Source organism: Streptomyces sp. AHU1, assembly GCF_045343905.1.
GTDB classification, from domain to species: Bacteria; Actinomycetota; Actinomycetes; order Streptomycetales; family Streptomycetaceae; genus Streptomyces; species Streptomyces triticiradicis.
Map to the genome: position 1 here is coordinate 2,322,812 of NZ_CP174283.1, position 13,038 is coordinate 2,335,849.

Consider the following 13,038-nt stretch of genomic DNA (forward strand, 5'->3'; position numbering starts at 1 on the left):
TAGATGCGCTGGTCGGCCGCGTACAGAGGCTGTTACCAACAAGTATTACCGGGGGTACGCGCTTGCTTCCGGTGCTCTCCGCCCGGAGCCGTCACGCGGCCGGCCCGCGCTCTCCCGCCGCGCCGGGCGGGGTTCCGGCGGGGTGTCCGTCACGCCCGCGCGGCCCCCTCCGCTCACCACACGCGCACCGACCCTCCCCTCGCGAACACCGGGCTCGTCGCGTCGGCGGGCGGGGTGTCCAGGGGTTCGGCGATCTCGGCCACGGTGGGTCCCACCTTGGCGGCGATCCCGTCGAGGTGGGCCAGGTCGAAGCCGTAGACGCGGGCCGCGTTGCCGCCGGTCATGGCGGCGACCTCCTCGCGCGGCAGGCCCGCGTAGGCGAAGCGCAGACCCTCGCGGGTGTAGGGGTGGGTGCCTTCGTCGTGCGGGTAGTCGCTGCCCCACATGATCTGGTCGAGGCCGATGCGCTCGCGCAGCGGCACCTCGTGGGGGCGCATGAAACTGGCGCCGACGAAGCAGTGCTCGCGCCAGACCTCCCAGGGGCGCTCGCCCATGGTCGCGGCCAGCCCCGCGCCGAACTTCGACTCGGCCGTCGACGCCCTGCCCGCCGCCGCGAGCAGCCGCCCGTGGTAGTAGTCCAGCATGTCGAGCACTCCGGGGATCCAGCCCGAACCCTGCTCGGTCAGCACCAGCCTCAGCCCGGGGTGCCGGCGGAACGCGCCGCCGAACACCAGGTGCCACAGCGCCCGGTGCGAGAACCAGGTCGTCTCCACCATGAAGACCGCGCGGGCCGCCGGCTCGTCCCCGAGCGGCGGCGAGGCGGAGCCCGCGTGGTGGTTCACCGGGACGCCCAGCTCGGCACAGGCCGCCCAGATCGGGTCGTACACCTGCGAGTACAGCTCGGGCAGGCCCGAACCGGGGGGTGTGCCGGGCAGCAGCAGCCCGCCCCTCAGGCCCGCGCCCGCCGACCGGTGGATCTCCTCGACCGCCGCGTCGACGTCGTTCAGGAGGATCTGGAAGACGCCCGCGCGCCGGCCGGGCGCCGCCGCGCAGAAGTCGGCGAGCCAGCGGTTGTGGGCCCGCAGTCCCGCCCAGCGCCGCTCGAACTCCGCCGCCGTCGGGGCCGGTGCCATGAGGGAGGCCGACGGGAAGAACGGCGGGATGGTGTTCGGGAAGACCACCTCCGCGACGATGCCGTCCGCCTCCAGCTCCGCGAGGCGCCGCGCGGAGTTCCAGTTCCGGTCGGCGGTGTCGGCCAGCAGGTCCTCGTACGGGTTGACGTAGACGGCCGCCCAGGCGTCGAAGTCGTCGTGGTACCGGCGCTCCAGGTAGGGCTTGTAGTCGAGGAGGTCGGCGCCCGCGTGGCAGTCGGCGGAGATGACGGTGTAGCGCTCCTCGGCACCCGGGACGCCCTCGGCACCCGCGCCGTCCCCGGTGCCCGCGCGGTGCCCGGCGGTCACGGGTTCGCTCCCAGCACGGGGAAGTCGTGGTCCGTCAGCCAGTGGCGGCCCACCTCGCGCGAGCGCGCCCAGGACGCCTCGACCGCCGGCTGGTCCTCGTCCTGGCCGAGTTCGGCCGGAGTGGGCCCGATCCGCCGGGCGACCGGGGCGAGCGCGCCGACGTCGAAGCCGAACACCTCGGCCGCCGCGAGACCGAGCATGCGGCGGGTCTCGGCGACCGGGATGTCGTGGAAGGTCCGCGCCAGCCAGGCCCGGGTGTCGGGCCAGGTGCCCTCGGGGTGCGGGAAGTCGCTGCCCCAGAGGATGTTGTCGACGCCGATCTCGTAGCGCTGGGCGAGTTCACGGCGCTTGGTGTTGGTGGCGCAGACGAACACCTGCCGGTCCAGGTACTCGTGCGGGGGCCGCTTCAGCTCCGCGAAGGGCGACAGCTTCTTGCCGCCGTGCGCGCCGAGGTACAGCCGGTCCATGAACCACAGCAGGTTGGGCAGCCACCAGCAGCCCGACTCGGCGACGCCGAAGCGGAGTCCGGGGTGGCGTTCGAAGACCCCCGACCAGAGCAGGAACCACAGGGGGCGCGCGGGCCACCAGGTGACCTCGGAGACGTAGATGCCCAGGTGGTCGCCGTACTCGTGGCGCGGGGCCGCGCCGGAGTGGGTGAGGACGGGCATCGCGCACTCGGCGGCCGCCGCCCACACGGGGTCGTAACGGCGGTCGTGGTAGGGCTCCTTGTCGACCCACATGGAGGGGATCATCAGCGCGCCGAGGCCCGACTCCTTGGCGCGGTGGACCTCGGCGACGACCTCGCCGGTCTCGCCGGTGACGGGCAGCAGGGCGACCCCGCAGTGCCGTTCGGGGTGCTCGGAGACGAAGTCGGCGAGCCAGCGGTTGTGGGCCCGGGCGCCCGCCATGCCGAGCCGCGGGTCCTGGTCGCCGGAGAGGCCGAGGCCCACGCCGAACGGGGCCGCGGTGCGGCTGTCCACGGCGTCCGCGTCGGGGAAGACGACCTCGGCCGCCACCCCGTCGCCGTCCAGTTCCTTGAGGCGCTGCGCGGTGTCCCAGCCGCCGCGCAGTCCCTCCTCGTTGTCCTGGAACCACTTGTCCGCGAACGCCTCGTTGCGGATGCCGAGGCGGTTCATCTCCTCGCGGCGCCGGCCCTGGCCCGCGAGGAAGTCGTCGAAGTCCCGGTGGAACCGGGAGTCCAGATAGGGCCGGTACTCCTCGGTGGGAAGTCCGGCGTGGCAGTCGGAGGAGATGATCAGATACGGGTCCTGTTCGCTCACCGCGCCCCCTCAGTCGAGGATGAAACTTTCCAGGTACGACGGATCAGCCCGCTCCAGCATCGACCGCGACCGGGCCCGGATCTGCCGGTCGCTGTGCTCGCTCTCGGGCAGCAGCCAGAAGCGGCCCGCGCGGATCCCCTCGGCGACGAGGTCGGCGACCTCCTCGACGGGGGTGAACCGCACCTCGTGGCCCGCCTCGTCCATCGCGGCCTCCCACTGGGCGAGGCTGCGGTACGGGGTCCTGCGGGGCCGCTCCTTCGCGTACCGCGCGGGCCGGTTGCGGTGCGACTCCCACAGGCCGGTGCGCAGCATGTGCGGCCCGGGGAACAGCACGGAGGCGCCCACGCGCGCGTGCTCCGCCCTCAGGTGCGCGTACAGCGACTCGGTCAGCGTCACCACGGCCGCCTTGGTGACGGCGTACACGGAGGCCGTGGGCAGCGGGGCGATCCCGCCGTCACCGGACGAGGTGTTGACGACGTGGCCCGGCTCGCCGCCGGCGAGCATCCGGGGCACGAACGCCTGGACGCCGTGGAAGACGCCCCACACGTTGACGGCGAAGGCCCACTTCCAGTCGTTCGGGTCGTGCTCCCACATCCGGCCCTCGGCGCCGGAGCCGACACCGGCGTTGTTGCACAGGACGTGCACCGCGCCGCAGGTGGTGTACACGTCCTCGGCCAGCGCGAGTACCTCGGAGCGCTCCGAGACGTCCACCACGCGCGCGTGGACGTCGGCGCCGTCCTCGCGCAGCTCCCCGGCCGCCTTCTCCAGCGCGGCCTCCTCCACGTCGGCGAGGACCACCGTCAGGCCGTCCGCCGCGAACCGGCGGGCCATCGCGAGCCCGATGCCGCTCGCCGCGCCGGTGACGACGGCGACCTGTCCCGCGCGCAGTTCCATCAGAGGCTCCCCTCGGGCGGACCGTCGAGGATCTGCAGCGGATCGTCGTAGCGCTGGTGGACGTACGGCAGCAGGGCCTGCGCGCTGACGCGTTCGGCGACCCTGCCGCGCTGGGCCGAGGTCTTCTCGCCGTAGGTGATCTCCACCAGCCTGCGTACGGGCAGGTCGGCGACCGGGTCGTACATCGACTCGCGCAGGACGACGTCCCCGGTGACGCGCTCCAGTGCCCGGACCTTCTCCTCGCGCAGGCAGTGCACGAGGACCGGATCGGCGTCGAACCCCGAACCGTCGACCGCGGGGAGGAACTTGAAGTAGAAGTCGGTCCTCTGCCCGGGTTCCGGCAGCGGCAGCGGCCCGCTCACCGCGCCGCGCACCTCGACGAAGGCGATGCCGTGCCGGGCGAGCACCCCGCGCACGACGAGCCCGTCGCGCTCGACGGTCACCTCGCCGAGCTTCTTGGGCTCCCCGAAGACCTCGCGGCCGCCGACGAGGGCCCGCTCGTGGGTCATCGGCATGACCAGCGGATACCAGCCCTCGACGTCCCCGTGCGCGGCGGCGACGGCGAACGAGCCCGCGCCCAGCGGGTATCCGGGCAGATCGACCTTGCTGACGGTGACCCGCACCAGGGGCCGGGCGACGGGTTTCAGCGGGGGCGGCAGGACCGCCGCGACCGCGTCCGGGTCGCTCTCCCAGACGGCCGTCACACCGGTGGACCAGATGTCGGGGAGCCTGGAGTTCGCGGTGCGCGCGGCGGCGGTCTCCGCCTCGGTCCGCGCGCCGTACCTCACTCGTGCCATGTCCGTACCGCCCTTCGTAGGCGCTACCTGCTGGGGCGCGCAGCACGCTTGCACCGCCGGGGCGAAAGGTCCATAGCCGTGCGCGGGCCGGGATCCGCGGGTCCCGCGCCGCGGCGGGACGGCCGCCTCCCGGGCCCCGGAAATAATCGGTGGCCCCACGGACCGGGGCCTGCCTGGATTCACCGACCGCAGGAGCGGCTCCGCAGGCCTCGCGGACGCCGGCGGCACACTAATCCGGCAGATCGACGCGGAACCGGGCGCCGACAGCACTCACATGCCGCTGAAGTTGCCGGCCTGCGGGCGGACACGACAAAGGCGCTGCTCCGACTGCTGGCCCGGCGGACGCCGCTGTCGCCGCAGGACCGGGACGACGTGAAGCTGCTACTGGGACACACGCCCACCTGTCTCGACCGGCTGCCCGCGGACATCCCGATCCGCGAGACGAAGGCGTTGGTGCTCGGGAACCTCCCGCTGGACCGGCGCACGCGCGCGGCCGTGCGCCCACTGCTCGCCGCGCACCTCACCACGGCGACCGACGTGCCGACTGCTGCAGGTCCGGTCGGGCGACGAGGCCGACATAGCCTTGGAGAACCTCTTCGACATCTTCGTCGGCTTCATGGCCCTGTCCTCGAAGGACGGGCGCGACGCCTCGTACGGCCCTCGCACTGTGTGCTGGCGCTACGACCCGGAGGGCGACTCACGCATCCACCCTTGCTTTCGGGCAGGGTGTCCGGTCCTTCAGGGCCGGGGTGAGTGCCCGCTCCCGCGGGGCGGGGCAGGGGAAGCCGAATCGCGGCCGGGGCGGTTCGGTGTCTCGGGCGAGACGGTGGCGAGGCCGGCCTTGAGCGGGTGCGGCAACTCGGAGTCGACGGTGGCTGGCCAGCTGGCGGCCGGTGTCGGGTGGGTCGGTGGCCAGGAACGTTCACTCGCACGAGTGATGCCGGTCGATGGTGTGGGCGGTCGGGGAACGTGCGGTCTAGGTTCACGGTCATGGCACGGTTTCGGATGTATCCGACGGACGAGCAGGCGGGCGTCATGCTCGAACACTGTGCGCACGCCCGGTACGTCTGGAACCTGGCCGTCGAGCAGCACACGCACTGGCGCAGGGGCCGTAGGGCGGCTCCCGGCTTCGCCGAGCAGTGCCGTCAGCTCACCGAGGCCCGGCATGACAACGCATGGCTGGCCGCAGGCAATGCTGATGTGCAGCAGCAGGCGCTGAAGGATTTCGCTGCGGCGAAGAACGCCCGCTTCGTGTCCGGGTTCGGTGAGCCGACCTGGCGCAGGAAGCACGTGCACGAGGGCTTCCGTGTCATCGGCACGGAGCGCGTCGGGGAGTTCGAGGCGGACGGCTCGCCGAAGCTGAACGCGAGGACCGGAAAGCAGGTCATGGGCCGGTCGGTGGTGGTGCACAAGCTCAACCGCAGGTGGGCGCGGGTGAAGGTGCCCGGCTGCGGCTGGGTCCGCTTCCGGCTCAGCCGCAACGGCAAGGGCTCCCGGCTGCCAAAGGCTAAAACTTTCCGCGTCACCTTCCGCAACGGTCAGTGGCACATCGCCTTCGCCGTCGTCCCCGCTCCCGTCGACGGGCCCGGCACGGGCGAGGTCATCGGCATCGACCGGGGCGTGGCCGTCACCGCCGCCCTCTCCGACGGGCGGAAACTGAACTGCCCCCGGCTCACCGTCAGGGAACGCGCCCGGATCCGCAAGCACCAGCGCCGGGCCGCCCGCGCCCCCAAGGGAAGCGAGCGCAAGAGCGCCGAGTACGCGAAGGCCGCCCGTATCAAGGCCCGTGAGGCGGACCGGCGCAAGGACTGGTGCGAGAAGACCAGCACGATGCTCGCCCGCAGCTACGACCTGGTGCGGTTCGAGAAACTGAACATCAAGAACATGACCCGCTCGGCCAGGGGCACCGTGACCGAACCCGGCCAGAAGGTAGCCCAGAAGGCCGGCCTGAACCGGGCGATCCTCGCCCAGGGCTGGGGCCTGCTCCGGCAACGCACCGGACACAAGGCACCCGGCCGCGTCGAGGACGTCCCCGCTCCCTACACCAGTCTGCGCTGCAGCAGCTGCGGCTGGATCGACAAGAACTCACGCAAGAGCCAAGCCGAGTTCTGCTGCTCCTCCTGCGGCTTCACCTGCAACGCCGACACCAACGCAGCAGCCAACGTCGCGGCAGGACAGGGCGGGATCCCCCGCCCCCGGCGAACAGCCGGTGCCGGAGGGGTGACAACGGCCACCAACCGCTCGAACACCCGTGAACCCCAACCCGCACGGGCTGGAATCCCCCTCTTTTAGGAGGGGGAGGATGTCAAAGCGTGTACCGGCACAGCGCCGGCCTCGGGCGCGTCGGCCGGGACTTGTTCCGGTACTACACCACGGGCCGTACGACCCTGTGGGATCTGTCGGTGTGGCACGCGGCGGCCCGGACCGACGAGGTCGTGGTGGTCCGGCGCATGCCGTGGACCGGCGAACTGTGGCACTACACGCGCGAGGAGGGCGAGACGGACGTGGCCTTCGCCGCCCGGATACGGGCCCTGGAGCCCCCGCAGTGGCGGCGGCCCACGGAGGACCCCGAGGGGCTGGCCGCCGGGGCGGCGGCGGAGAAACACGTGCTGCTCGCCCTGGTGCACGGCGGTGTCGCCCCCGAGGGCGCGAGCGGATCCGTGTACCGGCTGCTGCCCGGCCCGGCCGACGGCTGCGGTCTGACGCCCCTGACGGCCGGGGACCTGGTGGCGGCGCTCGGCTGACCGCGTCGGCACCGGCCGGAGCCGGCTGCCGGGCCCGTGCCGCGCGGGGCCCGGCGGCGGGCCCGGGAGGCACGGGAGCGGGGAAGGCGGGGACCGGAATGTCGGCCGGGGCCCGTATCCTCATTGACCATGCTCGAAGACCTCACGACCGCAGCGCCCCCTGCCTCCTGGCCGGCCACGTATCCGCAGGGATACGCGGTCGTCGACGTGGAGACCACGGGACTGGCCCGCGACGACCGGATAATCTCCGCCGCCGTCTACCGGCTGGACGCGCGCGGCGAGGTCGAGGACCACTGGTACACGATGGTCAATCCGGAGCGGGACCCGGGCCCGGTGTGGATCCACGGTCTGACGAGCGAGATGCTCGAAGGGGCGCCGCTCTTCGGGGAGGTCGCCGAGGAGTTCGCCGCCCGGCTCGACGGCCGGGTGCTGGTCGCGCACAACGCGGTCTTCGACTGGTCGATGATCGCGCGGGAGTACGCGCGCGCCGGGCGCGAGGCGCCGGTGCGCCGGCGCCTGTGCACCATCGCGCTCTCCAAGGAACTGGCCCTGCCGCTGCCCAACCACAAGCTGGAGTCGCTGGCCGCGCACTTCGGTGTCGTGCAGCAGCGGGCGCACCACGCGCTGGACGACGCGCGTGTGCTGGCCGAGGCGTTCCGGCCGAGCCTGTGGGCCGCCGCGCGGGGCGGGGTGCGGCTGCCGCTCCTCGAATGCCTGCCGCTCAAGGAGTGGTCCGACAGCGCCGCGGCTCCGCGGAGCGGACGGCAGTCCGGTGGCTACGCGTCCGGTGGCTACCCGTCGGGAAGCTGGCGCCCCTCCCGCAAGCGCCCCGCGTGCCCCTATCCGAACCCCGGGCGGTACACGGCGGACAAACCGCTCAAGCAGGGCATGCGGGTCGCCTTCTCCGGTGACACGTCCGTCGACCGCGAGCTGCTGGAGGACCGGGCCGTCGAGGCCGGGCTGCACGTCGCGACGAGCCTGTCCCGGCTCACCAGCCTGCTGGTGACCAATGACCCGGACTCCAGCACGTCGAAGGTGGTCAAGGCCAGGCAGTTCGGGACACCGGTGGTCGACGAGGCCGCGTTCGGCCAGCTGCTGCGGGATGTCGAACCCGCGTCGGAAGAGTGACGGACGTACGGGTGATTGACGGGCGACTCGCCCCGCGCCCGCTCGCCAGCACCGCCCCGGCACCCCACCCTGTGGCGCATGGCGAGATGCGAAGTATGCGGCAATGACTACGGAATGACCTTCGAGGTGCACGCGCAGGGCGCCGTGCACGTCTTCGACTGCTTCTCCTGCGCGATCCACCGGATGGCCCCGATCTGCGAGCACTGTCGCGTCCAGGTCATCGGCCAGGGCGTCGAGGTCGAGGGCCACTGGTACTGCGGCGCGCACTGCGCCCGCGCGGAGGGGAAGGCGGGGATCGTCGACAGGGTCTGAGCCACCGCCCCCGGACAGAACACCGTGCACCCCTCGGCGGGACCCTCCCGTCGGGGGCCGAATCGTGCCGAGTACCGTCAATGGGGTGTACCGCTTCCTGTTGTCCCGGCAGTGGGTGATCCTCACCCTCCTGGCCCTCGCGCTCGTCCCGACGATGATCGAGCTGGGCTTCTGGCAGCTCCACCGGCACGAGCACAAGGTCGCCCTGAACAAGGTGATCTCCGACTCGCTCGCCGCGAAGCCCGTGCCCGCGGAGACGGTCACCGCGCCGGGCCGGCAGATCCGGGGCGACGACCTGTTCCGCCGGGTGAGCGCGAAGGGGCACTTCGACACCGCGCGCGAAGAGGTCGTCCGCCGCCGCACCAACGCCGACGGCGCGGTCGGCTACCACGTCCTGACCCCGTTCGTCCTGGACGACGGCCGTGTCCTCATGGTCAACCGGGGCTGGGTCCCGGCGGACGGTGCGCAGACCGCCTTCCCGAAGATCCCGGCCCCCGCCCCGGGCGAGATCACCGTCACCGGCCGGCTGATGGCCGACCAGACGACCGCCGACAGCGGGATCAAGAACGTCCGGGGCCTGCCCGACCGCCAGGTCATGCTGATCAGCAGCGGGCAGGAGGCACGGCGGCTCGGCAAGGAGGTCCTCGGCGGCTACGTCGAGCAGACCGCGCCCGCCCCCAAGGGCGACTCCCCCGAGCTGATCCCGGACCCCGAGCACAGCGACATCGGCCCGCACATGGCGTACGCGATCCAGTGGTGGCTCTTCTCCGCGGGCGTCCCCGTCGGCTGGGTGGTCCTGGTCCGGCGCGAACGCCGCGACCGGGCGGAGGCCGCCGTCGCGGAGACCTCCCCGGAGGCGGAGCCGGCGGGCGTGTAGCGAAGGGGCGAAGCCGCGCTCTGTCCTTCCTCCCCCGCCCCTGCCTTTCCCCGCGCCCGTACCGCCACGTCATGGGCGTCCGCGCCACTCCGGCGGCTCGATTGACGTCCGCCCCGGTCGGGGACCCGTCCACCTTGTTTTCGGGCAGGGTGCCCGGTCCTTCGGGGCCGGGGTGAATGCCCGCCTCCTGCGGAGCGGGTCGGGGGAAGCGGAATCGCCACCAGGGAGGTGCGGCTTCTCGGGCGAGACGGCGGTGGGGCGGACCTCGAGCAGGTGTGGCAGCTCGGAGTCGACGGTGATCGCTTGACGGTGGCCGACTGGCTGGTGGCCGGGAGTGGTCACTCGCACGAGTGGTGTCGGTCGATGGTGTGGGCGGTCGGGGAACGTGCGGGCTAGGTTCATGGTCATGGCACGGTTTCGGATGTATCCGACGGGCGAGCAGGCGGGTGTCATGCTCGAGCATTGTGCGCACGCCCGGTACGTCTGGAATCTGGCCGTCGAGCAGCACGCGCACTGGTACCGGGGTCGTGGGGCGGCGCCGGGTTTTGCCGAGCAGTGCCGTCAGCTCACCGAGGCCCGGCGTGACAACGCGTGGCTGGGTGCGGGGAACGCGGATGTGCAGCAGCAGGCGCTGAGGGACTTTGCCACGGCGAAGAATGCCCGTTTCACCTCTGGGTTCGGTGAGCCGACCTGGCGCCGGAAGCACGTGCACGAGGGCTTTCGCGTCATCGGCACCGACCGCATCGGGGAGTTCGAGGCGGACGGCTCGCCGAAGCTGAACGCGAAGACCGGAAAGCAGGTCATGGGCCGGTCCGTGGTGGTGCAGAGGCTCAACCGGCGGTGGGCGCGGGTGAAGGTGCCCGGCTGTGGCTGGGTCCGCTTCAGGCTCAGCCGCAGCGGCAAGGGCTCCCGGCTGCCGCAGGCGAAGACGTTTCGTGTCACCCTGCGCAACGGCCGGTGGCACATCGCCTTCGCCGTCGTCCCCGCCCCCGTCGACGGGCCCGGCACGGGTGAGGTCATCGGCATCGACCGGGGCGTGGCCATCACTGCCGCCCTCTCCGACGGGCGGAAACTGAACTGTCCCCGGCTCACCGTCAGGGAACGCGCGCAGGTCCGCAAGCACCAGCGCCGGGCCGCCCGCGCACCCAAGGGCAGCGAGCGCAAGGCCGCCGAGTACGCGAAGGCGGCCAGGCTCAGGGCCCGTGAGGCGGACCGGCGCAAGGACTGGTGCGAGAAGACCAGCACGATGCTCGCCCGCAGCTACGACCTGGTGCAGTTCGAGAAGCTGAACATCAAGAGCATGACCGCCTCCGCGAAGGGGACGGCCGAACAGCCCGGCCGGATGGTCGCCCAGAAGGCCGGGTTGAACCGGGCGATCCTCGCCCAGGGCTGGGGCCTGCTCCGGCAGCGCACCGGGCACAAGGCCCCGGGTCGGGTCGAGGACGTCCCCGCCCCGTACACCAGTCTGCGCTGCAGTCTCTGCGGTTGGATCGACAAGAACTCGCGCAAGAGCCAAGCCGAGTTCGTCTGCTCCTCCTGCGGCTTCACCTGCAACGCCGACACCAACGCAGCAGCCAACGTCGCGGCAGGACAGGGCGGGATCCCCCGCCCCCGGCGAACAGCCGGTGCCGGAGGGGTGACAACGGCCACCAACCGCTCGAACACCCGTGAACCCCAACCCGTAAGGGCTGGAATCCCCCTCTTTTAAGAGCAGGGAGGATGTCAACGTGCACCGACGCATCGAGGACTACGCGCTCATCGGGGACGAGCAGACCGCCGCTCTAGTGGGCCGCGACGGCTCCGTCGACTGGCTGTGCCTGCCCCGCTTCGACTCCGCGGCCTGCTTCGCGGCCCTGCTGGGTGACGAGGACAACGGCCACTGGCGGATCGCGCCCGAGGGGGCGCAGACGTGCACCCGGCGCGCCTACCGCCCGGACACCCTGGTGCTCGACACCGAGTGGGACACCGCCGAGGGCTCGGTCCGGGTGACCGACCTGATGCCGCAGCGCGAGCACGCCCCCGACGTCGTACGCATCGTCGAAGGCCTCGGCGGCCGGGTCCGGATGCGCGGTCTGCTGCGGCTGCGGTTCGACTACGGCTCGGTCGTGCCCTGGATGCGCCGCGCGGACGGCCACCGGGTGGCGGTCGCGGGCCCGGACTCGGTGTGGCTGCGCAGCGAACCGCCGGTGCACACCTGGGGCGAGGACTTCCGCACGCACTCGGAGTTCACCGTGGAGGCGGGCGAGAAGGTCGCCTTCGTCCTGACCTGGCACCCCTCGCACCGGCCCCGGCCGCCCCTGAGCGATCCCTTCGAGGCGCTGGAGACCAGCGTCCAGGACTGGAGGGCGTGGGCGGCCCGCTGCCGTTACGACGGACCGCACCGGGACACCGTCGTCCGCTCCCTGATCACCCTCAAGGCCCTCACCTACGCGCCGACCGGCGGCATCGTGGCCGCCCCCACCACCTCGCTGCCCGAGGAGCTCGGCGGCGTCCGCAACTGGGACTACCGCTACTGCTGGCTGCGCGACTCCACCCTCACCCTCGGCGCGCTCCTGTCGGCCGGCTACCACGAGGAGGCCGAGGCCTGGCGCGACTGGCTGCTGCGCGCGGTCGCGGGCGACCCGGCCGCCCTGCAGATCATGTACGGCCTGTCGGGGGAACGCCGGCTGCCGGAGTACGAGGTCCCGTGGCTGTCCGGCTACGCCGGCTCCGCGCCCGTGCGGGTCGGCAACAACGCGGTCGAGCAGCTGCAGCTCGACGTGTACGGCGAGGTCATCGACTCGCTGTCGCTCGCCCGGCGCTCGGGCCTGCCGTCCCGGCCCCACATGTGGCGGGTGGAGTGCGCCATGATGGAGTTCCTCCGGGTGGCCTGGAAGCAGCCGGACGAGGGGATCTGGGAGGTGCGCGGCCCGCGCCGGCACTTCGTGTACTCCAAGGTCATGGCCTGGGTGGCCGCCGACCGCGCCGTACGCACGCTGGAGGACGATCCGAGCCTCGACGGCGACATCGAGGGCTGGCGGGCGATGCGCGACGAGGTGCACCGGGAGGTGTGCGAGCGCGGCTTCGACCCCGTCCGGAACACCTTCACGCAGTCCTACGGCTCGACCGAACTGGACGCCTCCCTGCTGCTCATCCCGCGCGTGGGCTTCCTGCCGCCCGACGACCCGCGGGTGGCCGGGACGATCGACGCGGTCCGCGCGGAACTCGCCCCCGGCGGCTTCCTGGTGCGCCGCTACAGCACCACGGCCACGACCGGCGTCGACGGGCTCCCGGGCGACGAGGGCGTCTTCGTCGTCTGCTCGTTCTGGCTCGCGGACGCGCTGCACATGACGGGCCGCACGCGGGAGGCGCGCGAGCTGTTCGAGCGGCTGGTCGGCCTCACCAACGACCTGGGACTGCTGTCCGAGGAGTACGACCCGGTCGCCGGACGCCAGCTCGGCAACTTCCCGCAGGCCTTCAGCCACATCGGCCTGGTGGTGTCCGCCCTCAGCCTGTTCGGCGTCGACGGGACGGAGGAAGCGGACGGGGCCGTGCCCCCGGCATAGG

11 protein-coding genes are annotated in these 13,038 nt (G+C 72.3%); 7 read left to right on the forward strand and 4 right to left on the reverse strand.

Annotation, left to right across the window (positions count from 1 at the left end):
* Positions 1-173: 173 nt before the first annotated feature.
* The 4 genes from ACICHK_RS10620 to ACICHK_RS10635 form a co-directional block, all read right to left on the reverse strand.
* Positions 174-1,379 carry an amidohydrolase family protein gene (locus ACICHK_RS10620; protein ID WP_406841191.1) on the reverse strand — a complete coding sequence of 402 codons (1,206 nt, stop codon included), beginning with the start codon at positions 1,377-1,379 and terminating at the stop codon, positions 174-176.
* A 77-nt stretch (positions 1,380-1,456) separates the two neighbouring features.
* The gene (locus ACICHK_RS10625) at positions 1,457-2,740 is read right to left on the reverse strand and encodes an amidohydrolase family protein (RefSeq protein WP_406836692.1); all 1,284 of its coding nucleotides are present in this window, start codon (positions 2,738-2,740) and stop codon (positions 1,457-1,459) included.
* A gap of 9 nt (positions 2,741-2,749) precedes the next feature.
* Complete coding sequence (locus tag ACICHK_RS10630; RefSeq protein WP_406836693.1) at positions 2,750-3,634, reverse strand: SDR family NAD(P)-dependent oxidoreductase; 885 nt, start codon at positions 3,632-3,634, stop codon at positions 2,750-2,752.
* Complete coding sequence (locus ACICHK_RS10635) at positions 3,634-4,431, reverse strand: acetoacetate decarboxylase family protein (RefSeq protein WP_406836694.1); 798 nt, start codon at positions 4,429-4,431, stop codon at positions 3,634-3,636. The genes ACICHK_RS10630 and ACICHK_RS10635 overlap by 1 nt, the downstream gene beginning before the upstream one ends.
* A gap of 990 nt (positions 4,432-5,421) precedes the next feature.
* Here ACICHK_RS10635 and ACICHK_RS10640 point away from each other — a divergent pair.
* The 7 genes from ACICHK_RS10640 (at position 5,422) to ACICHK_RS10670 (ending at position 13,037) form a co-directional block, all read left to right on the forward strand.
* Positions 5,422-6,723, forward strand: a complete 1,302-nt coding sequence (locus tag ACICHK_RS10640) for an RNA-guided endonuclease InsQ/TnpB family protein (RefSeq protein ID WP_406836695.1) — start codon at positions 5,422-5,424, stop codon at positions 6,721-6,723.
* Positions 6,724-6,743: 20 nt separating this feature from the next.
* A complete protein-coding gene (locus ACICHK_RS10645; protein ID WP_406836696.1) occupies positions 6,744-7,175 on the forward strand; it encodes a hypothetical protein in 432 nt (143 codons plus the stop codon).
* A 129-nt stretch (positions 7,176-7,304) separates the two neighbouring features.
* Positions 7,305-8,303, forward strand: coding sequence for a DEDDh family exonuclease (locus tag ACICHK_RS10650; protein ID WP_406836697.1), 999 nt, complete (start codon positions 7,305-7,307; stop codon positions 8,301-8,303).
* 78 nt (positions 8,304-8,381) lie between these two features.
* On the forward strand, positions 8,382-8,615 hold the full coding sequence (locus tag ACICHK_RS10655; protein ID WP_151470430.1) for a hypothetical protein: 234 nt from the start codon (positions 8,382-8,384) through the stop codon (positions 8,613-8,615).
* A gap of 85 nt (positions 8,616-8,700) precedes the next feature.
* Positions 8,701-9,492 (forward strand): SURF1 family protein, encoded by a 792-nt coding sequence (locus tag ACICHK_RS10660; protein WP_406836698.1) that lies wholly within the window; start codon positions 8,701-8,703, stop codon positions 9,490-9,492.
* Positions 9,493-9,898: 406 nt separating this feature from the next.
* Positions 9,899-11,200 (forward strand): RNA-guided endonuclease InsQ/TnpB family protein, encoded by a 1,302-nt coding sequence (locus ACICHK_RS10665; protein ID WP_406836699.1) that lies wholly within the window; start codon positions 9,899-9,901, stop codon positions 11,198-11,200.
* A 19-nt stretch (positions 11,201-11,219) separates the two neighbouring features.
* A complete protein-coding gene (locus ACICHK_RS10670; protein WP_406836700.1) occupies positions 11,220-13,037 on the forward strand; it encodes a glycoside hydrolase family 15 protein in 1,818 nt (605 codons plus the stop codon).
* The last annotated feature ends 1 nt before the right edge of the window (position 13,038 follow it).